General features: G+C 59.9%; 22 protein-coding genes. 12 read left to right on the top strand and 10 right to left on the bottom strand.

Annotated features, from left to right (window positions below; all coding sequences use genetic code 11):
* Nucleotides 1-28: 28 nt before the first annotated feature.
* Nucleotides 29-2,551 (bottom strand): TcfC E-set like domain-containing protein, encoded by a 2,523-nt coding sequence (locus AB4N91_RS02885; protein ID WP_077749809.1) that lies wholly within the window; start codon nt 2,549-2,551, stop codon nt 29-31.
* A 114-nt stretch (nt 2,552-2,665) separates the two neighbouring features.
* Nucleotides 2,666-3,157 (bottom strand): CS1 type fimbrial major subunit, encoded by a 492-nt coding sequence (locus AB4N91_RS02880; protein ID WP_145308475.1) that lies wholly within the window; start codon nt 3,155-3,157, stop codon nt 2,666-2,668.
* Between the two features lie 510 nt (nt 3,158-3,667).
* On the opposite strand from AB4N91_RS02880, the gene AB4N91_RS02875 reads away from it, so the two are divergent.
* Together AB4N91_RS02875 and AB4N91_RS02870 are read left to right on the top strand one after the other, a co-directional pair.
* Entirely contained in the window at nt 3,668-4,246 is a 579-nt protein-coding gene (locus AB4N91_RS02875) for a PadR family transcriptional regulator (RefSeq protein WP_010457769.1), read from the top strand.
* Nucleotides 4,243-5,025, top strand: coding sequence for a siderophore-interacting protein (locus AB4N91_RS02870; RefSeq protein ID WP_460112103.1), 783 nt, complete (start codon nt 4,243-4,245; stop codon nt 5,023-5,025). Before AB4N91_RS02875 ends, AB4N91_RS02870 begins: the two co-directional genes overlap by 4 nt.
* A 173-nt stretch (nt 5,026-5,198) precedes the next feature.
* Here the strand turns inward: AB4N91_RS02870 and AB4N91_RS02865 are convergent, their stop codons facing one another.
* Together AB4N91_RS02865 and AB4N91_RS02860 are read right to left on the bottom strand one after the other, a co-directional pair.
* Complete coding sequence (locus tag AB4N91_RS02865) at nt 5,199-5,849, bottom strand: Pr6Pr family membrane protein (protein WP_077749807.1); 651 nt, start codon at nt 5,847-5,849, stop codon at nt 5,199-5,201.
* A gap of 2 nt (nt 5,850-5,851) precedes the next feature.
* A complete protein-coding gene (locus AB4N91_RS02860; protein ID WP_007903672.1) occupies nt 5,852-6,082 on the bottom strand; it encodes a VF530 family protein in 231 nt (76 codons plus the stop codon).
* A 283-nt stretch (nt 6,083-6,365) separates the two neighbouring features.
* On the opposite strand from AB4N91_RS02860, the gene AB4N91_RS02855 reads away from it, so the two are divergent.
* The 10 genes from AB4N91_RS02855 (at nt 6,366) to cmoB (ending at nt 18,808) form a co-directional block, all read left to right on the top strand.
* Nucleotides 6,366-7,748, top strand: a complete 1,383-nt coding sequence (locus AB4N91_RS02855) for a carbohydrate porin (protein ID WP_077749806.1) — start codon at nt 6,366-6,368, stop codon at nt 7,746-7,748.
* A gap of 210 nt (nt 7,749-7,958) precedes the next feature.
* Nucleotides 7,959-10,370: a glucose/quinate/shikimate family membrane-bound PQQ-dependent dehydrogenase gene (locus AB4N91_RS02850; protein ID WP_460112102.1), complete on the top strand. Its 2,412-nt coding sequence runs from the start codon at nt 7,959-7,961 to the stop codon at nt 10,368-10,370.
* Nucleotides 10,371-10,856: 486 nt separating this feature from the next.
* The gene (locus AB4N91_RS02845) at nt 10,857-11,234 is read left to right on the top strand and encodes a DUF6124 family protein (RefSeq protein WP_460112101.1); all 378 of its coding nucleotides are present in this window, start codon (nt 10,857-10,859) and stop codon (nt 11,232-11,234) included.
* Between the two features lie 471 nt (nt 11,235-11,705).
* Nucleotides 11,706-12,083 (top strand): DUF6124 family protein, encoded by a 378-nt coding sequence (locus tag AB4N91_RS02840; protein ID WP_460112100.1) that lies wholly within the window; start codon nt 11,706-11,708, stop codon nt 12,081-12,083.
* 741 nt (nt 12,084-12,824) lie between these two features.
* Entirely contained in the window at nt 12,825-15,242 is a 2,418-nt protein-coding gene (lon, locus tag AB4N91_RS02835; RefSeq protein WP_010457788.1) for an endopeptidase La, read from the top strand.
* A gap of 158 nt (nt 15,243-15,400) precedes the next feature.
* Nucleotides 15,401-15,874: a hypothetical protein gene (locus AB4N91_RS02830; RefSeq protein ID WP_077749324.1), complete on the top strand. Its 474-nt coding sequence runs from the start codon at nt 15,401-15,403 to the stop codon at nt 15,872-15,874.
* Between the two features lie 127 nt (nt 15,875-16,001).
* Complete coding sequence (locus AB4N91_RS02825) at nt 16,002-16,394, top strand: protease inhibitor I42 family protein (RefSeq protein WP_077749325.1); 393 nt, start codon at nt 16,002-16,004, stop codon at nt 16,392-16,394.
* Between the two features lie 2 nt (nt 16,395-16,396).
* Complete coding sequence (locus tag AB4N91_RS02820; RefSeq protein WP_042933023.1) at nt 16,397-17,032, top strand: lysoplasmalogenase; 636 nt, start codon at nt 16,397-16,399, stop codon at nt 17,030-17,032.
* Nucleotides 17,033-17,075: 43 nt separating this feature from the next.
* Entirely contained in the window at nt 17,076-17,855 is a 780-nt protein-coding gene (gene cmoA / locus AB4N91_RS02815) for a carboxy-S-adenosyl-L-methionine synthase CmoA (RefSeq protein WP_460112099.1), read from the top strand.
* Nucleotides 17,852-18,808, top strand: a complete 957-nt coding sequence (gene cmoB / locus AB4N91_RS02810; RefSeq protein ID WP_010457799.1) for a tRNA 5-methoxyuridine(34)/uridine 5-oxyacetic acid(34) synthase CmoB — start codon at nt 17,852-17,854, stop codon at nt 18,806-18,808. Before cmoA ends, cmoB begins: the two co-directional genes overlap by 4 nt.
* Nucleotides 18,809-18,933: 125 nt before the next feature.
* Here the strand turns inward: cmoB and tadA are convergent, their stop codons facing one another.
* From tadA to treC, 6 genes are all read right to left on the bottom strand, one after another.
* Complete coding sequence (tadA, locus tag AB4N91_RS02805) at nt 18,934-19,431, bottom strand: tRNA adenosine(34) deaminase TadA (protein ID WP_077749326.1); 498 nt, start codon at nt 19,429-19,431, stop codon at nt 18,934-18,936.
* Complete coding sequence (locus tag AB4N91_RS02800; RefSeq protein WP_083375818.1) at nt 19,431-20,807, bottom strand: multicopper oxidase family protein; 1,377 nt, start codon at nt 20,805-20,807, stop codon at nt 19,431-19,433. Before AB4N91_RS02800 ends, tadA begins: the two co-directional genes overlap by 1 nt.
* 123 nt (nt 20,808-20,930) lie before the next feature.
* Nucleotides 20,931-21,221, bottom strand: a complete 291-nt coding sequence (locus tag AB4N91_RS02795) for a PTS transporter subunit EIIB (protein WP_010457805.1) — start codon at nt 21,219-21,221, stop codon at nt 20,931-20,933.
* A 2-nt stretch (nt 21,222-21,223) separates the two neighbouring features.
* Nucleotides 21,224-23,758, bottom strand: a complete 2,535-nt coding sequence (ptsP, locus tag AB4N91_RS02790; RefSeq protein ID WP_169857887.1) for a phosphoenolpyruvate--protein phosphotransferase — start codon at nt 23,756-23,758, stop codon at nt 21,224-21,226.
* A gap of 62 nt (nt 23,759-23,820) precedes the next feature.
* Nucleotides 23,821-25,044, bottom strand: coding sequence for a carbohydrate porin (locus tag AB4N91_RS02785; protein WP_460112098.1), 1,224 nt, complete (start codon nt 25,042-25,044; stop codon nt 23,821-23,823).
* A gap of 105 nt (nt 25,045-25,149) precedes the next feature.
* On the bottom strand, nt 25,150-26,796 hold the full coding sequence (treC, locus tag AB4N91_RS02780) for an alpha,alpha-phosphotrehalase (RefSeq protein ID WP_460112097.1): 1,647 nt from the start codon (nt 26,794-26,796) through the stop codon (nt 25,150-25,152).
* Nucleotides 26,797-26,814 lie beyond the last annotated feature (18 nt).

Genomic DNA, 26,814 nt, shown 5'->3' with positions numbered 1-26,814 from the left:
CTCATAAAAAAATGCGGGGTGCCGGGCATCAGCCTGCCGTCGGCGTCTCAAGCGTCAGGTCCGCCAGCGTGTCCGGCGTGCAACGCAAATCACCAATCATCAGCACGTTGTTTTCCGTGTGGCCACGGCTCGGGTCGAGGCGGAACTGGCACAGCAACTGGTTGCCGTGGCGCACTTCCAGGGTCGGTGAACCGGCGTTCATTTCCATGGAGAAGAAGCCGTCCACTTCACTGACCCCGCGACTGGCGTGGTTGATGATGTGATGGCCCTTGAGCGGGTTGCCCTGGGGGTCGATCAGGCGACCGAGGACAGTGAGGGTTCGCATCACGCGAATCTGGCGATAGTCCACGCCGCCCTTGTTCAGGTGATAACTGGAACGGGCCGGCTGGATGGTCGCGGCAGGCACGTGATTGCCTTCGAAATCGAAACTGACGGAGCTGCTTTTGTAAGCCGTGATCGGCACAAAATTGCGTCCGGGCTTGAGGACTGCGCTGCCGCCGCTCAGATCGTCGGCGCGTAAAGTGATGTCGTCGATGTCCGACTCGACATCGATGATCATGCCCGCGCCATTGCGGTGGTATTGGCTGGTCACGATCATCTTTTGCCCGCCGACCGCCACGGTGCTGTCGAGGTTGAGGCCGCCGGTGAGGTCGTTGTTGTAGGACGAGCGCTGGATAAATCCGTCGCCGTTGACCCGGTCCGATTGCATCGTCGCCAGCGCATTCAAACCGAGGCCATAGGTGTCGGTGATGGCCGTGGCGGAAACGCTTTGCAGCAGGTGGTCCTGCAAGTCTTTGCGGTAAGTGATCGAGGCATTGTTATCACGCCCGCCATCGCGATCGGTGCGGGTGCCGATGCTGCCGGAGAGCTGCTCTCCCGGGCCACCCAGCGCCACGCTCACGCTCAGGTCAAGGCCGCGATTTCGATCATTGCCCGAACTGAAGCTGCCCGGCCTGTCGAACAGCGACAGGCGCCAATTGGCGTCGCTGCCGAACAGTTGCGTGCGTTGAGTCCAGCCCAGATCCACGCCGACCCCTTCGGTGTTGCCTTCGCTGTGGGACACCCGGGCATTGACCGAACTTTTGCTGGTGAGGCGATGATTGAGTGACAAGGACGAGTTGCTGGTCTGGCCGATAAATACATTGCGCTGCCGCACGCGCGTGCCGTCGGGCAAGGTGTCGTAGAGCCGGGTGGTGTCGAGCCAGCTGCGGTTATGGCTGGCGACGAGGCTGCCGCTGCCGTAGGAATAAAGCCCCTGCACGTCGAAACCGGTGCCGTAGTCCTGAGTCTTGTAGACGTTGGCGAAGACGCTGGCGTTGTTGACGATGGCCCAGTCGACCGACGTGCCATATTGCAGGGTGTCTTTCACTTGCCGACCCGACAGGCCGAGGATCACCCGCGGGTGCAGCAGGAAGTTGAAGGCGGCGCCGGCAGTCATGTCGCCATCGGCCTGCTCATCCCAGTTGCTGAGCATTTTCGATTCACGCCCGGCAAACAGGTTGTAGCGCCAGCGCTCGTCATGATTGCGCCAGTTGTTGGGTTTGTAGACCAGCTCCTGCGTGCTGGAGGTGATCTGGCCGTCTTCGATCAGCCGCACTTCCACTTCATAGATGCCGCCGGGCAATGGCCGCGTATCGAGGGTCTGCAAACCAGCCGGTATCGCCTGAGTATTGATCAGCAAACCGTCGCGATAGATTTCCACCGAGCCCTGGCGATTGGCCGTGACGTAGATCGGGTAGACCGCCGGTTTCGGGTTATTGATGGCCAGGCTGTCGGAGCTGCCGTACATGACGCCGAGCGCGGTGTCAGGGCTGGCGCCGAAGGAGCGCGGCTGGCGCGTCAGGCCTTCCGAGGTGGGCGTGAACAAGCCCAGGCGCAGGAAGTTGCCTTCCAGTTCACGCTGGGTAAAGAGCTCATGCACGGCGTGATAGAGCTGATTGTCCACACCGCCCAGGCGGGACAACTGCATGTTCACCGCCTGGGTCCAGTTGCCCAGGCTGCTGCTCGCTTCCAGACCGTATCGACCACCGAGGTCCTGGTTCTGGCCGCCATTGAGGTTCAGCTGGTTGCGCACGATCAACCCGGTGCTGCCGTCTTCGGGCTGGTTGTAATAGCGCTGCACCTGATCATCGTGCTCGGCGTTTTCCGTAAGGATCGACACCAGCGAGTTTTCCAGGCTGTAGTGCACGGCCAGCAGTTGTTCGGGGCAATTGGCTTGGCAGGCGCCCAGCACCACGCCATGTTTGAGGTAGTTGGCCCAGATGTCGCGCTCGCTGGCTTTGATCGTGCTATCGCTGACATCGGTGAAGTCAACGAGGGTGATGCGATCGTCGCGGGTCAGCACAACCATCGCCTCACCGAGAAACTGCTGATCAAGTTCCACGCGCACCGCCAGCGGCACATCAAAGAAGTGCTCTTCGAACTCGCTCGGTAATCCCTTGGCTTGCGCAAGCAGACTTCGGGGTGTGTGGCCGTTGTCCGCTGGCGCAGCCAGGGCAGTCGCACAAAAACATAGGGCAAGCGCCGTCGCGATGGGAGTCATCGGGAACATGAACGAAATACTCTGAAGATAAATTCGTTGAAACCCGATCGACAGGCACAACCTCCCTGGCGATCGGTGAACGTTGCCAAGTAAGACAGAACTTACTTACAGCACGCGTTTGCTTCAGATGCGCGGAATGGCATCAAAGATGACGACCGGGTTGGCGGTGTAGATCCCCACCTGACTGTTGCCCGGCTTCTCTGCGGTAATCACCAGGTCGGCGCGCATGCCGCCGTTGGACTCGGTGTCGCCGACCACTTCCTGAGAATCAGCGGTCAACTCCGTGCCATTGAAGGTATAGGTCAGAGGAATGTTCAAGGCTGGATTACCGTTGAACAGCGGAGTAGGACCGCCCACGACATAAGCGCCGACCGAGCCGTTGGTGTGTTGAATATCATAGGTGCCACGGACTTCCGTCAGGGTGCCGGAGCCGACGACATACTGCATTTTCTCGTCTTTACCGAAGTCTTTGTCTACAGGCTGAGCGTGGAAGACCTTGCTCGGAATATCAGCGGTAATGTTGATGGAGGTGCGCGATTCTTCCGCCGCGAACGCCATCGAAGTGCTCAGGGCCAGGAGGGTCATGGGAACGGCGATTGCAAACGTCTTGAACATTATTGAGTACCTGTATTTTTTCAAAGGATTGGGCCGAGGAAAGTCTGGAAAGCCGACATCTCTCCATACGGTGATGGCGATTTCAATTAACTTTCGACGCCGAAGAATGATCGTCCAATCCCTTGAGAAAGTAAGTACGCAACTTCCCAAGAACATGTAGTAACAATGGCGTTCGAATAATAGGAAAAACATTGAAAAAACGCCAACTCGATTGTTTTACCCTCAGAGAAAGACTACACACAGTTCTAACTGGAAAAGCACACAGATACGAACTAGTTAAATTCCGTCAGACGAAGACTACTTATCTTGCGACAGTGGAATAATTATCAATCGATGAACTTTCTTGATTAGTTCAATTGCTCTAAAAGAGCAACCGATACCGCATTCCTCATCGCTGATCGCGTCTGGACCTCAAGCGGTGGCCGGGAACGACCGTTGGTCAAGAACGCTTGCGTCTGTCTAAAGATATATCTTAAGTTGTATCTAAACACGACGAGAGAAGACGCAGAAATGAGAGACCATCATTCCCATCGCGACCACAGCGACAGCCGCGACGGCTTCGAGAAACGCCCAGGCCCCGGCCGTGAACGCGGTGGCCGCGGCCCCCGGGTGTTCGCCCCCGGCGACCTGAAACTGCTGCTGTTGGCGTTGATCGCGGAGCAGCCCTGCCACGGCTATGACCTGATCCGCCAGATCGAAAGCATGTTCGACGGCGCCTACTGCCCCAGCCCCGGTGTGATCTACCCGACCCTGACCTTTCTCGAAGAAAGCGAAATGATCCTGGGCGATGCCGAGGGCGGCAAAAAACGCTACACCATCACCGACGCCGGACGTCTGTCCTTGACCGAACAGGCTATTGCACTGGACGGCGTGCGAATGCGCATCGAGGTCAGCAAGCGCTCGTTGCGCGGCCATGATCGCCCCGCCGAGATCCACGAGGCGGTGCACAACTTGCGTCACGCCCTGCAAATGCATCACGGCCGCTGGAGCCCGGAAGAAATCCTGCGGGTTCGCGACCTGCTCAACAACACCGCCAAAGCCATCGTCGATGGCCCTGCCGTTCAACCCGTCCAGGAGAAAGCCGAATGACTGAAGTTGTGCACACCATTCACCGTGTCATGCACGAGATCAAACGCCGTCGTCTGCAAGTGCTGCGGGTGGTTGACCTGACCCCGCGGATGCGTCGGATCACCCTGGGCGGACCGGAGCTGGCCGGCTTCGTCAGCCTGGGCACGGACGACCACGTCAAACTGCTGTTCCCGCAAAACGCGGCCGAACACGCCGCACTGGAAACCCTGGTGCTCGGCGCCGGCAAAGACAACGGGCCGATGCCGGCGATGCGCGACTACACGCCGCGTCGCTACGACCTCGACACCCTGGAACTGGACATCGATTTTGTCCTGCATGGCGACGGCCCCGCCTCGACCTGGGCCGAGCAGGCCACGCCCGGCCAGTTCCTGCACATCGGCGGGCCGCGTGGCTCGATGATCGTGCCGGACATGTTCGACAGCTATTTGCTGATCGGTGACGAAACCGCCCTGCCCGCCATCGCCCGCCGGCTCGAAGGTCTGGCGGCCAATCGTCGTGCACTGGTAATTGTGGAAGTGGAGAACGGCGCCGAGCAGCAACGCCTGGAAAGCGCCGCGCAGGTCAATGTGATCTGGGTCTTGCGCGAGGGTGGCAAAGACAACTTGCTGACCACCGTGAAGCAGCTGCAAGTGCCGAGCGGCAACCTGTATGCGTGGGTGGCGACCGAGACCAAGGTGTCACGGCAGATTCTTCGTGTGCTGCTTGATGAGCACGGTTTGAATGAACAATTCGTCAAGGCCGTGGGGTACTGGCGGGCGGAGGGCAGCGACGAGGAATAACTGCAACTCGATAGTGTGGCGAGGGAGCTTGCTCCCGTTCGGCTGCGAAGCAGTCGTAAAATCAGCCTGCGTGGTGACTCAGTTAAAACCCGGTTGCAGGTTTAAGCACTGCTGCGCAGCGCGGCGGGAGCAAGCTCCCTCGCCACAAAAGTCCTTCACATCACCTTCAGTATTCACCGACCGCGCCACCGGTCCAATGCGATCATTATTAGAGCAATCACCACAAACCCCGCCAACAATCCACCCGCATTCAAAAACACCTGTGGATAACCCAAGGTGCCGACGTCAATGAACGGATAGGGATAAACCGCCAACTCATGCCCCCTCAGCAATGAATAGGCGAAATACACCAGCGGATAGATCACCCACAACCCGAGATGCCGCAGGCGCAACGTGCCCTTGGGCACGCACCACCACCAATACGCCAGGAACAGCAGCGGCATGACGTCGTGCATCAACTCATCGGCCAGAAACTGCCAGCCTTCGGGATGCCACAAATGGCGCAACAACAGGCTGTACGCCAGACCGACGACCACGATGCTCACGGCAATGGCGCTACTGACCCACGGCTGCAAAAACCAGCGTCGCGCCGCCGACTCGCGAGAGGTCCACTCACATGTCAGCACCACCGCCACCAACGTATTGGTCAGCACGGTGAAATAGCTGAAAAAGCTCAGCAGCCCACCGATCAAGCTCGCTTCCAGTGTCCAGCGCGAGTACAGAATCAGGTACAGCTGAATGGCCAGTCCGGCCCAGCCCAGCACAGCGGCCACTGCCACAAAACGACGCCTCGCGGCAGAACCTGGCGTCGATAGAAAGCCCATGTTCAGAGCGGGCGCTTGGTGCGCATCAACTTCACATACAAGCGTTCGACCTTCTCCCGCGCCCATGGGGTTTTACGCAGGAAGGTCAGGCTCGACTTGATGCTCGGGTCACTCTTGAAACAGCGGATATCAATGCGCTCGGCCAGCCCCGACCATTCGTAATGTTCCACCAGGGCGTTGAGGATTTGCTCCAGCGTCACGCCGTGCAGCGGGTTGTTGTTCTGTTCGGTCATGCCGGGCCTTTGAGCGATGAAGGGGATTGGAAGCCGCGCACCTTAGCCGAGGGTGTCGCCGGGTGGAAGCGCTCTGTGCGCTCTCTGGTAAATGTAGGTGAACTTGAACCGATCGCTGTCCGGCACTGTTACCGAATACGAAATAATTCATGTCACGAAAAGCGCTTTCTCTATTTGTAACAGAACATTATCCTTGCGCCCGTCAAGCTGAAACGCTTCATCCAGGCGCGACATAGTGCCGCTTTCAGTTCACCCCCCAGAAAAGATCAAGAATTCCTTCTCTATGCCTGATTTCCCAACTCCGCGAGACAGCGCTGTCTGCATCGCTATTGCCAGTCGAAAAGCCCTGAACCTGATCGGTGGTTTCACTGCTTTTGGCCTGGCTACCTGCACCCAGGCCGCGCCCGCCTTCGATAGCGAATCGCCCTGGATGCTCGGTGACTGGAATGGCACGCGCACCGAACTTTCGGAAAAAGGCTACGACTTCAAAGTCGATTACACCGGCGAAATGGGCAGCAATCTGCACGGCGGCTACGACCACGATCGCACCGCACGCTACAGCGACCAGTTCGGTTTCGGCACGCACCTGGACTTGCAGAAAATCCTCGGCTGGGACGACGCTGAATTTCAGCTGACCGTCACCGAGCGCAATGGCAACAACATCAGCAACGACCGGATCAACGATCCGCGTGTCGGCGGTTTCACTTCGGCGCAGGAAGTCTGGGGCCGTGGGCAAACCTGGCGCCTGACGCAGATGTGGTACCAGCAGAAATTTTTCGACCAGAAACTCGACATCAAAGTCGGCCGTTTCGGCGAAGGCGAAGACTTCAACAGCTTCCCATGCGACTTCCAGAACCTGGCGTTTTGCGGCTCGCAGGTCGGTAACTGGGTCGGCGGCATCTGGTACAACTGGCCCGTCAGCCAGTGGGCAATGCGGGTGAAATATCACCTGACGCCGGAGCTCTACGCGCAAATCGGTGCGTATGAGCAAAACCCGTCGAACCTTGATCGCGGCAACGGCTTCAAGCTCAGCGGCAGCGGCACCCAGGGCGCGATTCTGCCGGTCGAACTGGTGTGGTCACCGACACTCAACGGCCTGCCGGGCGAATACCGCGCCGGTTATTACTACAGCAACGCCAAGGCCACGGATGCCTACAAGGACAGCAATGGTCAGCCGGCAGCCCTGAGCGGCGAGGCTTACCGCAGCGCATCGAGCAAGCACGGCGTGTGGCTGGGTGTGCAGCAGCAGATCACCAGCCGAGCCAGCGACAATTCGCGCGGCCTGAGCGTGTTCGCCAACGGCACAATGCACGACAAGAAGACCAACGCCATCGACAACTATGTCCAGGCCGGCGTCGTCTACAAAGGCCTGTTCGATGCGCGCGCCAAGGACGACATCGGCTTTGCCCTCGCCCGGGTTCACGTCAACCCGGCCTATCGCAAGAACGCCGAAGCGACCAACCAGGCCCGCGTCGTCTATGACTACGACGATCCCTCGTTCCTGCCGCCCCAGGACACCGAATACAGCGCCGAACTCTATTACGGCGTGCACGTCACGAACTGGCTGACCGTGCGCCCGAACCTGCAATACATCCGCCACCCCGGTGGCGTGGACAAGGTCGATGACGCGCTGATTGGCGGGATAAAAATCACCTCGTCCTTTTAAGACACACACAAAACCTGTGGGAGCGAGCCTGCTCGCGAAGGGCCGTCAGCCTGAACATCAATGCCGACTGTCCCATCGCTTTCGCGAGCAGGCTCGCTCCTGCAGGGAACGCACCAACCGAACCTTTTTTATCTGAACCATGCCCGCACAGGATCGTCATCTACAGTGAACTTGCGCGGGACTACTTGAAACGTCACGGAGAACCACACTATGAGCACTGATGGTGCTTTGAGTCGAAGCCGTCTACTGCCGACCCTGCTCGGCATTCTGCTTCTGCTAATGGGCCTGGCCATGCTGGCCGGCGGGATCAAGCTGAGCCTGCTCGGCGGCTCGTTGTATTACCTGCTGGCCGGTATCGGCCTGACGCTGACCGGCGTGCTGCTGATCCTGGCCCGCCGCGCTGCACTGGGCCTCTACGCACTGGTGCTGTTTGCCAGTACCGTGTGGGCCTTGTGGGAAGTCGGCTTCGATTGGTGGCAACTGGTGCCGCGTCTGGCGATGCTGTTTGCGCTGGGCCTCGTCATGTTGCTGCCGTGGTTCCGCCGTCCGTTGCTGATCACCGGCCCTGCGCCGATGGGCACTGGCGCACTGAGCGTGGCAGTGGTACTCGCGGGCGTTGCCGCACTGGCCAGCCAGTTCACCAACCCGGGTGAAATCAAAGGCGAACTGGACCGCGACAGCGTGCCCGGCATGACCAACACCGCCCCGGCCATGCCCGACGGTGACTGGAATTCCTACGGTCGTAGCGCTCATGGTGATCGTTACTCTCCACTGGCGCAGATCACCCCGCAGAACGTGAACAAGCTCGTTCCCGCCTGGACCTATCGCACCGGCGACCTGCCGGGGCCGAACGATCCGGGTGAAACCACCGCCGAAAACACCCCGCTGAAAGTCAACGGCATGCTCTACGTGTGCACGCCGCACAGCCAGGTGATCGCGCTGGACCCGGACACCGGCAAGGAAATCTGGCGTTTCGATCCGAAGCTCTCCACGCAAAACGCGGCGAACTTCAAGGGTTGGGCGCACATGACATGCCGTGGCGTGACCTATCACGATGACGCCGTCTACGCGTCCGAGCAAAGCCCGACCGGCACCGCCAGCCCTGCGCCGGTCAGCACCGTCTGCCCACGCCGGATCTTCCTGCCGACCGCCGACACCCGCCTGATCGCCCTCGACGCCGACACCGGCAAAATGTGCGAAGACTTCGGCGACAAAGGCCAGGTCGACTTGACTGCCAACATCGGCGGCTTCAATGCCGGCGGTTACTACTCCACCTCGCCTCCAGCGGTCACTAAAGACCTGGTGGTGATCGGCGGCCACGTCACCGACAACGTTTCCACCGACGAGCCCAGCGGCGTCATCCGCGCGTTCGACGTGCACACCGGCAAACTGGTGTGGAACTGGGACAGCGGCAACCCGGACGACACCACGCCGATTGCCGAAGGCCAGGTCTACACGCGCAACTCGCCGAACATGTGGTCCATGTTCGCCGTCGACGAAAAGCTCGGCATGCTTTACCTGCCGATGGGCAACCAGACCCCGGACCAGTTCGGTGGCGATCGCACCCCTGAGTCGGAACTGCACGCCGCCGGCCTGACCGCCCTCGACATCGCAACCGGCCAGGTGCGCTGGCACATGCAGTTCACCCACCATGACCTGTGGGACATGGACGTCGGTGGCCAGCCTACCCTGATGGACCTGAAAACCGCTGACGGCGTGAAGCCAGCGGTACTCGCTTCGACCAAGCAAGGCAGCATTTACGTGCTGGACCGCAGCACCGGCAAGCCGATTGTGCCGATCAACGAAGTGCCGGTGCCCCAAGGCGCTGTCGCTGGTGATCACACCTCGCCGACCCAACCCAAATCCGACCTCAACCTGATGCCGCCACCGCTGCAAGAGCGCGACATGTGGGGCGTGACCCCGTTCGACCAACTGATCTGCCGGATCGACTTCAAATCCATGCGCTACGACGGCCCGTTCACGCCGCCATCGCTGCAGGGTTCGATCGTTTATCCCGGCAACTTCGGCGTGTTCGACTGGGGCGGCATCGCGGTTGACCCGGTGCGTCAGATCGCTTTCGTGAACCCGAGCTACATGGCGTTCAAATCGAAAATGATCCCGGCCGCCGAAATCGCCGCCCAAGGCCCGCGTAAAAGCGAAACCGAAGGCGTGCAGCCGAACAAAGGCGCGCCTTACGGCGTCGTCCTCGAAGCCCTGCTCTCGCCAATGGGCCTGCCGTGCCAGGCACCGGCCTGGGGTTATGTGGCCGCGGTCGACCTGACCACCCAAAAAACCATCTGGAAACACAAAAACGGCACCGTGCGCGACAGCTCACCGGTTCCGATCCCGCTGAGCATGGGCGTGCCTAGCCTGGGCGGCACCTTCACCACCGCTGGCGGCGTCGGCTTCCTGAGCGGCACCCTCGACCAGTACCTGCGCGCCTACGACGTGAAAAACGGCAAGCAACTGTGGGAAGGCCGCCTGCCTGCCGGCGCTCAAACCACGCCAATGACCTACACCGGCAAGGACGGCAAGCAATACGTGCTCGTCGTTGCGGGCGGTCATGGGTCGCTGGGCACCAAGCAAGGTGACTATGTGATTGCGTACAAACTGTCCGAATAAGGTTTAGCGGCGGTTGAAGGAAAGGCGACTCCTGCGAGGGGGTCGCCTTTTTTTGCATCGCTGCACATCAAAATGTAGGAGTGAGCCTGCTCGCGATAGCGGACTGTCAGCCACCCAGGATGTTGAATGTTAAACAGCTATCGCGAGCAGGCTCGCTCCCACATTGGGTCGTGTCGGGCCTGAATTTTTTTGCCAGCGTCCTACAGCCGTGACTTTTATGGAGGAGGATTCCGACAAGTTCTGGCGGTTGTTGTGTCAGAAGCCCGTTCGATAGGCTTTCGGGGTCGCTGCAAATTCAGCGGCCGGGTTTGGTCGCCCGGGTTTAGAATGGCGCACTTTTCGTGCTTGCTTCATGGCGAGCTGTGCGTGGGAGGGCTCCGGCCCTGCCGGGTTCCATTCCCTGGTCGACCAACCTGCGTATGGTTCGCCACCCAACTGCTTGGTCGCAGTCGTGGCGAACTTCCAGTCCCCGAATGGAGCTTCACCATGTTCAAAGAAACCCCGAATCCCCCGCAAACCGACGACGTTTCCCCCTACGAATCCCTCGACTCCAAAAAACTCCACGATGCCGCCGAGCGCGCATTGGATCACTACCTCAACCCAGCAGCCCTCAAATCCCCTGCTACCCGCAAACCCAGCACGATGTTTTTGATTGCCCCGGATATCAAGGACGAAGACCTGCTGGCCCACACCTGCGAGTCATTGGCCCAGGCCAGCGTGATGGCGAGCGACTTCGCGGACTATCTGGAAGGCCCGCACCGGCACAAGGCGATGGCGATTCAGCAGATCGTGATGCTGGCGGAACTGGCGGCGAACCGGATGCTCGATAACGTCGCCGTACCCAAACCTGCGCCACACTGCTGATCCCCCGGTGTGAACTGTTTCCTGTGGGAGCGAGCCTGCTCGCGAAAGCGGTGAGTCAGACGACTTCAATGTCGAATGTTAAACAGCCTTCGCGAGCAGGCTCGCTCCCACATTGGGTCGTGTCGGGCCTGAATTTATTTGCCAGCGTCCTACAGCCGTGACTTTTATGGAGGAGGATTCCGACAAGTTCTGGCGGTTGTCTTGTCGGAAGCCAGGGGGATAGGCTTTCGGAGTCGCTGCACATCAGCGACCGGGCGTCGCGGCCTGAATCAGCTTACTTGGTGCATAATCACCCGCCTCAACCGACCAGCCTTCTGTGCGTGTCGTTTGGTCTTATGGTGGCTGTGCGCGGGATACCCTCGGGTATGCCGGGTTTCCAAGTAGCTCGGTCCGCGAACCTGCGTACAGCTGCCACCTACCATCGCGTCGCGGCGATCAGTGGCGGCTCCATTACTTACTTGGAGCTTCACCATGTTCAAAGAAACCCCGAATCCCCCGCAAACCGACGACGTTTCCCCCTACGAATCCCTCGACTCCAAAAAACTCCACGATGCCGCCGAGCGCGCATTGGATCACTACCTCAACCCAGCAGCCCTCAAATCCCCTGCTACCCGCAAACCCAGCACGATGTTTTTGATTGCTCCGGATATCAAGGACGAAGACCTGCTCGCCCACACCTGCGAGTCATTGGCCCAGGCCAGCGTGATGGCGAGCGACTTCACGGACTATCTGGAAGGCCCGCACCGGCACAAGGCAATGGCGATTCAGCAGATCGTGATGCTGGCCGAACTGGCGGCGAACCGGATGCTCGATAACGTCGCCATCACAAAACCTGCGCCACACAACTGATCCCCTGTAGGAGCGAGGCTTGCCCGCGAAGGCGGTGTGTCATTCAACATCAATGTCGTCTGACACTCCGCCATCGCGAGCAGGCTCACTCCTACAGTGGAATGTGTGTACCTGCAAGAGATTGGTCGGCTGTCAGGCCGCCTTCGCGAGCAGGCTCGCTCCCACATTTGGATTGCGTACATCTGTCAGAGATTGGTCGGCTGTCAGGCCGCCTTCGCGGGCAAGCCTCGCTCCTACAAGAATTCAGCGTACAGCTTTTGATTCTCACCACTCATCAGGCCGAGCGTTAGCTCGCCTGCAGCTCTTGATCTTGATCCACCCGCCCCTTTCGGGAGGCTGAGTGGAGGTGTTCATCCGGGGAGTGGCGCGCAGCGCCGTTCGACGCAGTCGAACACGCTGCATGTAGGTCGTCGCGAAGCAGACCGGAGGGCAGTGTCCCCGGATGGATACCGGAGCGAAGGTACGCCGAGCCTTAGCGAGGGGCCGGACGCTTGGGGCGAGACTTTTTGGTTCCTTTTGTGGCGTTTGACAAAAGGGACTCGCCGTAAGGGCGAAACCATAAGTGGCCGTTGCCGCAGAAACGGATATGTACCCAACCCCCAAGAACATGGTCGGCCCAAAGGCCGCCAAGTCAAAAGCACCTGTCCAAACCCTGAACACACACCCAGAAATATCCTGCCCCATTGAAACCACCCCCCACCTGCCCCATCTAAGACCCATACCCCATTGCGCAGGTGCCCCATGAGCGACCAGCAAGAATTCCCTGAAGACCCGAGCGAATACGCCGACCCAGAGAACGCCGAACACCATTCCACCGGCAAAGGCCTCGCCCTGCCCGGCCAGAACCTGCCGGACAAGGTCTACATCATCCCGATCCACAACCGCCCGTTCTTCCCGGCCCAAGTGCTGCCGGTCATCGTCAATGAAGAACCGTGGGCTGAAACGCTGGATCTTGTGAGTAAATCCGATCACCACTCCCTGGCCCTGTTCTACATGGACACGCCCCAGGAAGATCCGCGCCATTTCGACACCTCGGCCCTGCCGCTGTACGGCACCCTGGTCAAGGTGCACCACGCCAGTCGCGAAAACGGCAAACTGCAATTCGTCGCCCAAGGCCTGACCCGCGTGCGCATCCGCACCTGGCTCAAACACCATCGCCCGCCGTATCTGGTGGAAGTCGAATACCCGCACCAGCCCACCGAGCCGACCGACGAGGTCAAGGCCTACGGCATGGCGCTGATCAACGCGATCAAGGAACTGCTGCCGCTCAACCCGCTGTACAGCGAAGAGCTGAAAAACTACCTCAACCGCTTCAGCCCCAACGATCCCTCGCCGCTGACCGACTTCGCCGCCGCCCTGACCTCGGCCACCGGCAGCGAGCTGCAAGAAGTGCTCGACTGCGTGCCTATGCTCAAGCGCATGGAAAAAGTCCTGCCGATGCTGCGCAAGGAAGTCGAAGTTGCACGGCTGCAGAAAGAGATTTCCGCCGAAGTTAACCGCAAGATCGGCGAGCATCAGCGCGAATTCTTCCTCAAGGAACAACTCAAGGTCATCCAGCAAGAGCTGGGCCTGACCAAAGACGACCGCAGCGCCGACATCGAACAGTTCGAGCAGCGTCTGGAAGGCAAGGTGCTGTCGAGCCAGGCACAGAAACGCATCGAAGAGGAAATGAACAAGCTGTCGATCCTCGAAACCGGCTCGCCGGAATACGCCGTCACCCGCAACTACCTCGACTGGGCGACTTCAGTGCCGTGGGGCGTGTACGGCGAGGACAAACTCGACCTCAAGCACGCGCGCAAGGTCTTGGACAAACACCACGCCGGCCTCGACGACATCAAGGACCGCATCCTCGAATTCCTTGCGGTCGGTGCTTATAAAGGCGAGATCAGCGGCTCCATCGTCTTGCTGGTCGGCCCGCCGGGCGTGGGTAAAACCAGTGTCGGCAAATCCATCGCCGAATCCCTCGGCCGACCGTTCTACCGCTTCAGCCTCGGCGGCATGCGCGACGAAGCCGAGATCAAGGGCCACCGCCGCACCTACATCGGCGCGCAACCGGGCAAACTCGTGCAAGCGTTGAAAGACGTCGAAGTGATGAACCCGGTGATCATGCTCGACGAAATCGACAAGATGGGCCAAAGCTACCAGGGCGACCCGGCCTCGGCGCTGCTGGAAACGCTGGACCCGGAACAGAACGTCGAATTTCTCGACCACTATCTCGACCTGCGGATGGACCTGTCGAAAGTGCTGTTCATCTGCACCGCCAACACCCTGGATTCGATTCCCGGCCCATTGCTGGACCGGATGGAAGTGATTCGCCTGTCGGGTTACATCACCGAAGAAAAAATCGCCATCGCCAAGCGTCACCTGTGGCCCAAGCAGCTGGAAAAGGCCGGCGTGTCCAAAGGCAGCTTGAGCATCAGCGACAGCGCGCTCAAAGCCCTGATCGACGGTTATGCCCGTGAAGCCGGGGTGCGCCACTTGGAAAAACAGCTGGGCAAACTGGTGCGCAAAGCCGTGGTGAAGTTGATCGACGAGCCGAAAGCGGTGATCAAAATCGGGCCGAAAGACCTGGAAGCCTCGCTCGGCCATCCGGTGTTCCGCAACGAGCAAGTGCTGTCCGGCACCGGCGTGATCACCGGGCTGGCCTGGACCAGCATGGGCGGCGCAACATTGCCGATCGAAGCCACGCGCATCCACACGCTCAACCGTGGCTTCAAACTCACCGGGCAACTGGGCGACGTGATGAAAGAGTCGGCGGAAATCGCCTACAGCTATGTCAGCTCGAATCTGAAGTCGTTTGGCGGTGATCCGAAATTCTTCGACGAAGCCTTCGTCCACCTGCACGTCCCGGAAGGCGCCACCCCGAAAGACGGCCCGAGCGCCGGCGTGACCATGGCCAGCGCCCTGCTCTCGCTCGCCCGAAACCAGGCGCCGAAAAAAGGCATCGCCATGACCGGCGAACTCACGCTGACCGGGCATGTACTACCGATTGGCGGGGTGCGTGAGAAGGTGATTGCGGCGCGGCGCCAGAAAATCTTCGAATTGATCCTGCCGGAGCCGAACCGTGGCAGCTTTGACGAACTGCCGGACTATCTGAAGGAAGGGATTACCGTGCACTTTGCCAAGCGCTTTGCGGATGTGGCGAAGATTTTGTTCTGAATGAGTGTTCGCCATCATGCCTGCACTGCAGGTGTGCTGGCGAACCACTCTTATTCCTAATAAAGCTAAGTAACTGTCAGACATGACAGTTACCTCCTATTGAATTGCTCGCCAAACTTCCCACTCGAGAATGGCTCATCATCAAAAGGAATTAGCACATGACAGATAAAATCAGCCCCTCTACCGAAGAACTGTTCGCCTTGGATGGCAACATGAGGTTCATGGGGCCCGGTCGGCTTGAGTTCAGATCGAATGATCTGGAGATTCGACTTTTAATCCTGAACGAAACGACGATTGGTTTTTATCAGAACCGGAACCGTCCTGCCGAAAAGCACCTGTCGTTTACTTTCAGCAAAGACATTAAAAGTGGCACTCACGAACTTGCGCAAGCGGGCCCCTTCCTCGCGGCGAATTTCCATGAAGTGCTTAACAATCAACTGGGCATGCAATCCCCCGAGCATTACAAAGCAACCAAAGGCACGGTAAACCTGGTTCTTTTGGACAGCTCGCCTGATCAAACCAGTCATATTGTCACTGGTTTCAATCTAACTCTGGAATCGTCGACTACCGGTAAAAGCATTGATCTTTCCGGAGAATTTCAAAGCCACATGACTTACACCACGGCGAAATAGGCCTGACTGCACCTCTACGGGCGCTGAACAGGTACCAGAAGATCGCGCCCGTAGTCCCTTCCGTCACAATTTGTCTCATCTTCAGTTATGCTCGCCGTTCGTCGTGAATGCCGGAGCCACTGAACTTATGTCCCCCACTCGCCTGTTTGTCCCCCTCGCCCTCACCTTGCTGGCCGCTTGCGCCACGCAACCGAAACAGAACGTGACCGTGGAAAAACAAGGCGAATGCCCGGTGCAAATGCGCAATGGACAAAACCTCATCCTGACCCTGCCAAGCAACCCGACCACGGGTTATCGCTGGTCGATCCAGGATTCGGCTGGTGGCGTGCTGCATGCGCTCAGCCCCGAGGTGTACAGCAACCCTGAAGACGCCGGGATCGTCGGCAGCGCCGGGATTTCGACCTGGCGCTTCCAGGCATTTGCCACCGGTACAGGCCGCTTGCGCCTGACCTATTCACAGCCATGGGCCCCGGAAGTGCCGGCCGTGAAAACCTTCGATTGCGCGATTGCGGTCAACTGATCGTGGGCTGGCTGATTCTGGCGCTGATGGGCGCAGTGACCTTTCTGTATGGCTTGAGCGTGCACGCTGCGCTGCTGTGCCTGCTGGTCAAACCGTTGCCGGTCTTGGCGCTGCTCGGTTGGCTGCACGACGCACCGCCCACTGAGTATCGGCGCTGGATCAGCCTTGGATTGATTTTTTCCCTGCTCGGCGATGTGTTGCTGGCGTGGCCGGGGGATTTGTTTGTGTTTGGCCTTGGGGCATTTCTGGTCGCCCACCTGGCGTATCTGAAAGCTTACTTGAGCGATTGCCGGCGGTTGGCGTTGTTGCCCTTGGTGATTGCCTTGGGGGTTGGCGCGGTGCTGCTGGGGATTTTGATTTCCCACGGGCTGGGCCCACTGTTGATTCCGGTTATCGTCTACGGTTTGGCCATCAGTGCGATGCTCTGGCGGGCGCTGGCCCGGCTCGGGACCGACGTGCCGAAACGATCGGCGCTGCTGGCGGCGGGTGGCGCGGTGGCGTTTGTGTTTTCCGATAGCGTGATTGGCATCAGTCGCTTTGCGGTGCCATTCAATGCGGCGCCCTACGTGATCATTCTCAGTTACTGGCTGGGGCAATGGGGGATTGCGGCGTCTGCGTTTGGACCGAAACCGCGTTGAATTCGTCAGACAACCCGAGCATCCCCCCGTCAATTTGGCTAAAATGCCGGCCTTTTCCACCTACGCCGCTGGAACCGCCGTGAGCAAAGAACCCGATCGCCTTTTCGCCCAGCCTTTGGCCCAGGTGCCCGACTTCGCCTTTAACGAGGACGTGGTGCGGGTGTTCCCGGACATGATCAAGCGCTCGGTGCCGGGTTATCCGACCATCGTCGAGAACCTCGGCGTGCTCGCCGCGCAATTCGCCCAGCAAAACAGCGTGCTCTACGACCTCGGCTCGTCCCTGGGCGCCGTGACTCAAGCATTGCGCCGCCACGTGCGCACCGACGGTTGCCGCGTGATCGCTGTGGATAACTCCGCCGCGATGGTCGAGCGCTGCCGTGAATACCTCAACGGTCAAGACTCGATGTTCCAGGAGTTGCTGCCCGTGGAAGTGATCGAAGGTGACATCCTCGCCCTCGAATTCCAGCCCGCCTCGGTGGTGGCACTGAACTTCACTCTGCAATTCATCGCCCCGGACCAGCGCACCGCGTTGCTTTCGCGCATCCGCCAATCGCTGCTGCCTGGCGGTGCGTTGATCCTCTCGGAGAAGCTGCGCTTCAACGACCTCGAAGAACATGCGTTGCTCACTGATTTGCACGTCGCGTTCAAACGCGCCAACGGCTACAGCGAACTGGAAATCGCCCAGAAGCGCAGCGCCATCGAAAACGTCATGAAGCCCGACAGCCTCGAAGAACACCGCGAGCGCCTGTTGGCGGCCGGGTTCTCGAAAGTCGTGCCGTGGTTCCAGTGTCTTAACTTTGCCTCGTTGATTGCCTTGCCATGATTGATCTGTCCCCCCTCGCCCGCCGTCTGGCCGGCACGCCGCTGGCCGAATGGGCCAACACCCTGCAAGCGCAACTCGACAAGAAAATGGAAAAGGGCCACGGCGACCTGGAGCGCTGGCAAAGTGCGCTGGATGCGTTGCCTAAGATTCAGCCGAGTGAAGTCGACTTGTTGAACGGTCTGACACTGGACACCGATTGCGACCCTGAGACCCGCGCGCAAATGCGCACCGCGTTGATGGGGTTGTCGCCATGGCGCAAAGGACCGTTTGACCTGTTTGGTGTGCACGTCGACACGGAATGGCGTTCGGACTGGAAATGGTCGCGGGTCGCGCCGCACCTGGACCTCAAGGGCAAACGCATCCTCGATGTGGGTTGCGGCAATGGTTACTACATGTGGCGCATGCTCGGTGCTGGCGCCGACAGCGTGATCGGCGTCGACCCGAACTGGCTGTTCTTCTGCCAGTTCCAGGCGGTGCAGCGTTACTTGTCAGAACCCAATGCCTGGCACCTGCCGTTCCCTTTCGAAGACCTGCCACCGAACATGGAAGGCTTCGACACGGTGTTTTCCATGGGCGTGTTCTACCACCGCCGTTCGCCGATCGAGCATTTGCTGGCGCTGAAGGATTGCCTGGTCAAGGGCGGCGAGTTGGTGCTGGAGACGTTGGTGATCGAAGGCGATCAACAGCAGGTGCTGGTGCCGGAAGACCGTTATGCGCAGATGCGCAACGTGTGGTTCCTGCCGTCGGTGCCGGCGCTGGAGTTGTGGTTGCGACGTGCCGGGTTTACGGATGTTCGCTGCGTTGACGTCAGCGTGACCACGGTCGAGGAACAGCGCGGGACGGAGTGGATGAAGTATCAGTCGTTGAGCGACTTCCTGGATCCGGACGATCACAGCAAAACGATTGAAGGACTGCCGGCGCCGATGCGTGCCGTCATCGTGGCCCGTAAGTAAATCTATCAAACACCGCATAACCCTGTAGGAGTGAGCCTGCTCGCGATGGCGGTCTGACAGTCACATCAATATTGACTGTCAGACCGCCATCGCGAGCAGGCTCACTCCTACATTGGGCTTTGTGTTTATTCAGTAGGCTTTGCGCGTCTAGCCTTGAAAAACTCGCTGAGTACCGCCCCGCATTCCTCCGCCAACACCCCGCCCTCAAACAACACCCGGTGGTTCAAGAAGCCCTGGGTAAAAAACTGCCCCTGACTCTGCACAATCCCGGCCTTGGGCTCCAGCGCGCCATACACCACCCGCGCAATCCGTGAATGCACGATCAGCCCTGCGCACATGCTGCACGGTTCAAGGGTTACGTACAGCGTGCTGCCTGGCAGACGATAGTTGCTGGCGGCCAAGGCTGCGGCGCGGATTGCGACCATTTCGGCGTGGGCACTCGGGTCGTTGCCGCTGATCGGGCAATTGAATCCGCGACCGATGATCTCGCCGTTCTGCACCAACACGGCGCCCACGGGCACCTCACCCAGCGCCGCGCCTTGTGCGGCCAAGGCCAGGGCTTCGCGCATGAAGTCGCGGTCACGGCTGCGGTCGATGATCGCGGCGGGACGTATCTGACGCATCAAGCCACCTCGATAGCGGCCATCAGGCCGGTTTCCATGTGATCGATCACATGGCAATGGAACATCCACACGCCGGGGTTATCCGCCACCAGCGCCACTCGTGCGCGCTCGTTCTTGCCCAACAGGTAGGTGTCGGTGAAGTACGGGATCACCTTGTGCCGGTTCGAGGCGATGACCTTGAAGCTCATGCCGTGCAGGTGAATCGGGTGCTGATACTGAGTCATGTTCTTCAATTCGAAAATGTAGCTCTTGCCCTTTTCGAGCTTGGCAATCGGGCGGTCGGCGCAGGTCTTGTCCGTGATGTCCCAGGCCTTGCCGTTAATCTGCCACAGGCTCGGCGGCTTGCCGTTGTCGACGTTGACCGACACCGAGCCCACCCATTCGAAATTGAAGTTGAGTTTCTCGGCATTGGCCAGGTCGGGCTCGGCCACCGGGTTGGCCGGCAGGGCAGCGGGCCATTCGGTGGGTGCATCGGTGTTGGCCACCGAGCGCAACGTGCCCAGGCGAACCGGGCCGTTGCGCAGGGACAGTTCTTCACCGGCGGGCGGCGCCTTGATCGCCAGGCAGATACGCATGCCCGGGCCGAGCCAGTATTCCTTGCCCAGCGGGCGCGGCTCCACCGGATTGCCATCCAGCGCGTAGATCTGCGCTTCGACGCCAGGAATATTGAGGCGATAGGTCAGGGTGTTATCGAGGTTGAGCAGGCGCACGCGGGTGATTTGCCCGGCGGGCAAGTCGATCACCGCTTGCGAGACACCGTTGATGGTCGACAGCCGTCCCGCCGTGCCACCACGGGCGGCTTCGCGAGGAATGCTGAAGGCCACGAAAGCCCCCTCTTCATCGACGTGCCAGCTCTTGAGGCTCAGGGTTTTTTCGTATTTGAAACCGGTGGGCTCACGCTCTTCGACGATCAGCGGGCCGACAAGGCCGCGGCCGAGCTCTTCGCTGCTGTTCACGTGCGGGTGATACCAGTAACTGCCCGCGTCTGGCACACGGAATTTGTAGTCGAAGTACTCCCCAGGCAGCACCGGCAATTGCGAAACGTACGGGACACCGTCCATTTCCAGCGGCAGGCGGATGCCGTGCCAGTGAATGGTGGTCGCCACCGGCAGATGGTTGATGAAACGCACCCGCAACCATTCACCCTGACGAACCCGCAACTCGGTGCCCGGTGCCGAAGGGCCGAACGCCCAGGCTTCGGTCTTGTGCCCGGCGACCAGTTCGACGTCCAGCGGTGCGGCGATCAGCTCATAGTCATGACCGGCGTCAGCATCAGCCATCTTGCCCAGCCAGTACCGCGACGCGCCCCCCGCTCCGACACCAACGACAACAAGACCGGCCAGGCCACCGAGGATTTGGCGACGGGTAAAGGACATGAACTCAACTACCTCACGTATCAGCGACAGGCCCGAGGGCCTGTAAAAGGCGAATACGATACACCTGCGGATGAGAAACAGTAAGGGCGACCGAGGGCCGCACATCCCCCTGAAGGGAATCGGTTATGGCTGCAGGCCGGTAATCAGATGCACCACCCCGTCGTCCAGCATCATGACGCCCGGCACACCTGCCACACTCAATGCCTGCCGATCCATCCGCGCCACATCCCGCAACGCCACCCGGACCCGGGTCAACGCTACAGGCTGCTGAGACTTGAGGTTATCCACGCCACCCAGTGCGTCCACGACATTCGCTGGCAACCCGGACACCGGCTGAACAACTGCCTTCGGCTCCTCCGCCACCAGATCCGGCGTCAACGCTTTCCAGAACGCCCGCTGCATTTTCTCGAACATGTTCAGTTCTCCAGAACCAGTGAAGTATCGACCGTCGCCTCGTGATACAGGCGCAATGCCTCGCGTACCTGTCCGGCACTTTCCAGGCCCAGCACTTGCTGGGCAATGGCCTGACAGTCCATCAGGTCCAGCTCACGAACCGCTGCCTTGATCGACGGAATCAACGGCACACTCACCGACAGTTCATCCACCCCGAGCCCCAGCAACAGCGGAACGGCCAGCGTCTCGGAGGCCATGGCGCCGCACACACCAACCCATTTGCCGTGGGCGTGCGCGGCCTTTACGGTGCTGGCAATCAAGCGCAGCACCGCAGGATGAAAGCTGTCGGCCTGACTGGCCAGCCGCGGGTGATCGCGGTCCATGGCCAGGGTGTATTGCGTGAGGTCGTTGGTGCCAATGGAAAAGAAATCCACCTCGGGTGCAAACAGGTCCGCCATCAGTGCCGCCGCCGGCACTTCGATCATGATGCCCAGCCTGGGCAGTTCCGTGAGGCCCAAAACCAGCGCCTCTTCTTCGAGCAGTTGCCGAGCCAGGCGCAACTCCGCCAGCTGCGTAACCATCGGCAGCATGATGTGCAGGCGAGCGAGCCCGGCACTGCCAAGGATGGCCTTGAACTGATCGCGCAACAGCTGCGGGCGCTCCAGGCACAAACGAATCCCGCGCATGCCGAGGAAGGGGTTGGTTTCGCTGTCCATCGGCACGTAGGCCAGCGGTTTGTCACCGCCGACGTCCAGGGTGCGCACCACCAGATTGCGCGTCGGCCCGAGTACTTGGGCGATGGCGTTGTAGGTAGACGCCTGCTCGTCATGGCTCGGCGCATGGTTGCGATCCAGATAGAGAAACTCCGAACGGAGCAAACCGACGCCCTCGCCTCCCAGTGCCATGGCCTGCTCGGCTTCCGCCAGCGAAGCGATGTTGGCCGTCACTTCAAAATGGTGACCGTCGCGGGTGCAGGCGGCCAGTGTTGCGTGCGCCAACTCATGCTGCCGGCGTTGCTGTTGAAGCTGGCGCTTGGCTTGCAGCTGTTCGATGGCCTGCAGATCCGGATCCAGCTGCAATTCGCCCTTGTCGGCATCGAGCAACACCTGGGTTCCATTGACCAGCGCCATCACTTGTACCGGCAGTCCGCAGATCGCCGGCAAACCGAACGCCCGGGCGAGGATCGCGACGTGGCTGGTGGCACCGCCACCCACCGTGGCGAAACCCAGTACCTTGCGGGTATCGAGCCCGGCGGTCTGCGACGGCGTCAGTTGTTCGGCGATCAGGATCGCCCCTTCAGGCAGCTCCATCACCTGATCCCGTACGCCGAGGATCTGCTTGAGCACCCGCTGGCTCACATCGGCGAGGTCCGCAGCCCGCTCCGCGAGCAGGGAGTTACCCAGACTCTTGAACAAGGTGGCTGCTGACTCGGTGGCCGAGCGCCACGCAAACCCGGCGCTTTTGCCTTCATCGATCAGCACGTGAGCCACTTCCAGCAGACCAGGATCTTCGAGCAGCTCCTGATGCGCCTTGAAAATGTCGGCCTGCGCGTCGCTCTTGGCGTTGTCACGCAGCTGTTGCAGGGCCACCAGTGCTTCGGCCAGGGCACGGGACAGATGATCGCGTTCCACCTGCGGTGTTGAGCCGAGTTCATTCACTTCCAGGTTTTGTTCGGCGATCTGTACCACTTGGCCAAACGCCGACCCGGGTGATGCACAAACCCCGCGCAGCACCGTCAGCGATGAAGCTTCGACCGCATTTACCTCAACCTGCATCGGACCCGCGACCACTTCACCGCATCCAGTCAGCAGCAGTTCGGCCAGCGTCTTGATCGCCGCTTCCGCATCCGGACCGGCCGCGCTGACTTGCATGACATCACCGTGCGCCGTCTGCAACGCCATGATCGCCACCAGGGATTTCGCGTTCGCAGTCTCCTGCTTTTTATGCAGGTAGATGCTCGCCGAAAAAGCTTTTGCCGCCTGGGCGAATACCGCGGCTGGACGGGCGTGCAAGCCGTTGAGGTTGGCCAGCGTCACCGGTTTTGAAAACAGCGCTTCGGCCGCTTCGGTTAGCGGCGTATCGCTTGTCTGCTCGACAAGGTTCAGGCTCAGCAGCGGCTGGCCACTGTCTACCAGACCCGTTTCCGGCGCCAGCCAGGTGAACGATTCTCCACTGACCACCAGCATCAACGTCAGCAGGCTGCGGGCATTCAATGCAACAAAATCGGCATCGAACTCGATCAGCGCCTGCCCAACGTCAACCTGCTGGCCTTCCTCCACCAGCCGCGTAAACCCGTTTCCGGCCAGGTTCACCGTGTCGAGGCCGATGTGCATCAACACCTGCACACCCTTTTCGTCAGTGATGCTGACGGCATGCCCACTGGCCTGCACATTGCTGACAACCCCGGCCAGCGGCGCGCACAAGGTCGTTGAAGTCGGGTCGATGCACAGCCCGTCGCCGATGAGACGGCTGGAAAACACCGGGTCGGGCACGAGGTCCAGCGGCACCAATACGCCTGACAGGGGGGCGTGCAGTTGCAATTGTTGGGGTGTGGCCATGACGTCACCTGCTGTTTTGTTCTTTGAAGTGCCGATGGAGCGCGAGGCTCCGACAGCATCGCTTATTTCCACCAATACTCGACCTGCAATCCGACATTCGCACCGTGCCGCGCCGTGCCGAAGGCGCCGGTATCGGACAATGCCGAGCCCGCCGCCAGTTCATTGGCTGCCCGTTTGGCCGCCTCGTTCCAGCTGGCATAGGTGTAATACAGACGCACTTCGGGCCGCGCCCAGAATTCCGGACCTTTGGGCGACCATGTCGGGGCGAAGGTGAACTTGCTCAGCTTGCGCGTGCCGCCCGCAGCTTCGACCTGATCGTGGCCCAGTTCGGTCACCAGTTTGAACTGCTCGGTGATCGCGTACGCCGGACGAATTCCCAGGGAAATCCAGTTCTGATCGGCCCCGTCCGGGCGAATATCCTTCTGGTAAACCGCCTCGACTTGTCCGCCAAACCGTGGCGTCACTTGCCAGTCGAAGAACTCCACCACCCGGTAGCTTTTGTTGCTGTCGTCCAGCTTTACGTTGCCGGTATAGCCCAGCCCGGTGCCGGGGCCTTCGCCGTACTGGAAGGCCAGTTTGTTCTTGCCGCCCAGAAAACCTTTTTGCACATGCTGTGCGGTGATTGCCCAGCCGCGGTGTGCGTCGCGGCTGTCGGGTTTGTCGATGTAGCTCAGTCCGAGTTCCAGTTCACCACCGGGGTTGGTGTGGAAACCGGCGACGTTGAAATCGTGACGGTTGATGTAGTCCTTCTGATACAGGTTGTCCTTGCGCGAGAAGGCATAGCTGTATTTCAGATCGCCGATCAGCACATCCTCGATACCACCGCCCGTGGCGCTCTGGTTCCAGTAGTAGAAGTCGGAGATGTGGATGTCGTTTCGCTTGTAGTAACGCCGACCGGCCCACAGCGAACCGCCGTTGAGGCTCGGCATGTTCGACCACTGCGCGTACAACTGCGGCATGCGCACCGAGCCATTGTCGCCATTGAACGTCAGGTCCTTGTCGTACTGGTTATACAGAGAAGCCATGCCGTCGACGCTCAGCACCGAACCATCGTCCAGGCTGTACAGGTCCTGGCGAAGTTCAAGCTCACCGTACTGCTCACACTCGTTGCCCAAGCGGTATTTGGTCTGCGCGCCGGGCAGTTGGAAACACTGTTGTTTTCCACTGTTGACCGATGTCCCGACGCCGCTGCGCACGTAGCCGCCGAACTCCAGGGCCTGCGCTGACAACGGCAACGCCAGGCATAAGCTCGCGGCAGCAAGGCTGCGATTTAGTGTTGTTTTCAAGAACCACCCCATTATTTTTATTGTGTTGTTCCGCAAATTCGGCGCGCAAAACTCCCCCGCGCAGCGTTCTGCGTTTTTTTTGAAGTCGGTGTTTTTAGTGGTCGGTCAGTCGGTCAGGTGCAAAACGAACGACTCATAGGGCCTTAAAGAAATCTGCCGGTTTCGCGGCGGACAGTTCGGGTAATTGCTGATGACCAGGCGTTGAGTCATGGCTTCGCTGATCACGTCATCGGGCAGCTCGACGTCGCACGGCGTGCCATAGAAGTTGTTCAGTACCAGCAAACGCTCGCCTTGACCTTCACGCACATACGCCCAGATTTGCGGGTGCTCCGGCAACAATTGCCGATAGACGCCATCGGAAATCAGCGCTTCGCTACGGCGCAGGGCAATCAACTGACGGTAGTGATGCAGCACGGAGTCCGGATCGTCGAGCTGGGTGGCGACGTTGATCTGCGTCGCGTTGGCCGGCACGCCAATCCAGGGTTCTGCGGCGCTGAATCCTGCGTTCGGCTCGGTGTTCCAGTGCATCGGCGTACGGCCGTTGTCCCGGGATTTCTGCATGATCGCCGCCATGTTGTCGGCATCACTTGCACCGGCCTCCCGCTTGAGGCGAAAGATGTTGAGCGTCTCGACATCGCGGTACTGATCGATGTGATCAAACCCCGGATTGGTCATGCCCAGTTCTTCGCCCTGATACACAAACGGTGTGCCCTGAAGGAAGTGCAGCGCGGTGCCGAGCATCTTCGCCGAGATCACCCGAAACTCGCCGTCGTTGCCGAAACGCGACACCACCCGTGGCTGGTCGTGGTTACACCAGAACAACGCGTTCCAGCCACCGCCGGCCTGCATGCCGGTCTGCCAGTCCGAGAGAATGCGCTTGAGTTCGAGGAAGTCGAAGTCGGCGCGAATCCACTTCTGCAGGTTCGGGTAATCGACCTTCAGGTGATGAAAGTTGAAGGTCATCGACAGTTCTTTCGACTCTGGCTTCGAGTAGCGAATGCAGTGTTCCAGGCTGGTGGACGACATCTCGCCGACGTTGATCAGGTCGTGACCTTCGAAGACTTCGCGGTGCATTTGCTGCAAGTATTCATGCACGTTCGGGCCGTCGGTGTAGAAGCGTCGACCGTCGGTGTTGTCTTCTGGAAAGTCCGCTGGTTTGGAGATCAGGTTGATCACATCCAGACGGAAACCGCCCACGCCTTTATCGCGCCAGAAACGCATCATCTTGAAGACTTCGGCGCGTACGTTCGGGTTGTCCCAATTCAGGTCGGCCTGGGTGTGATCGAACAGGTGCAGGAAATACTGACCGGTCTGCGCTTCGTATTCCCAGGCCGAACCACCGAACTTGGATTCCCAGTTGTTGGGCTGATCGCGCCAGATGTAAAAGTCGCGGTACGGGTTGTCGAGGCTGCTACGGGCCTGCTGGAACCAGGCGTGTTCGATCGAGGTGTGGTTGACCACGATATCGAGCATCAGCTTGATCCCGCGCTTGCCCGCCTCGGCAATCAGCAACTCGCAATCGGCCATGGTTCCGTAGCTAGGGTCGATGGCGTAGTAATCGCTGATGTCGTAACCGTTGTCGCGCTGGGGCGAACGCAGGAACGGCGTGATCCACAGGCAATCGACACCCAGCCATTGCAGGTAATCGAGCTTGGCCACGACGCCGAGCAAATCTCCCGTGGGGTTGCCGGCGTGGCTGTGAAAACTCTTCGGGTAGATCTGATAGATCACCGAACGTTGCCAGTCTTGCATGGCGCTATTCCTTCAATA

It is taken from the genome of Pseudomonas sp. H3_D04 (assembly GCF_054669175.1).
This window is presented reverse-complemented; position numbering and strand designations above follow the sequence as displayed.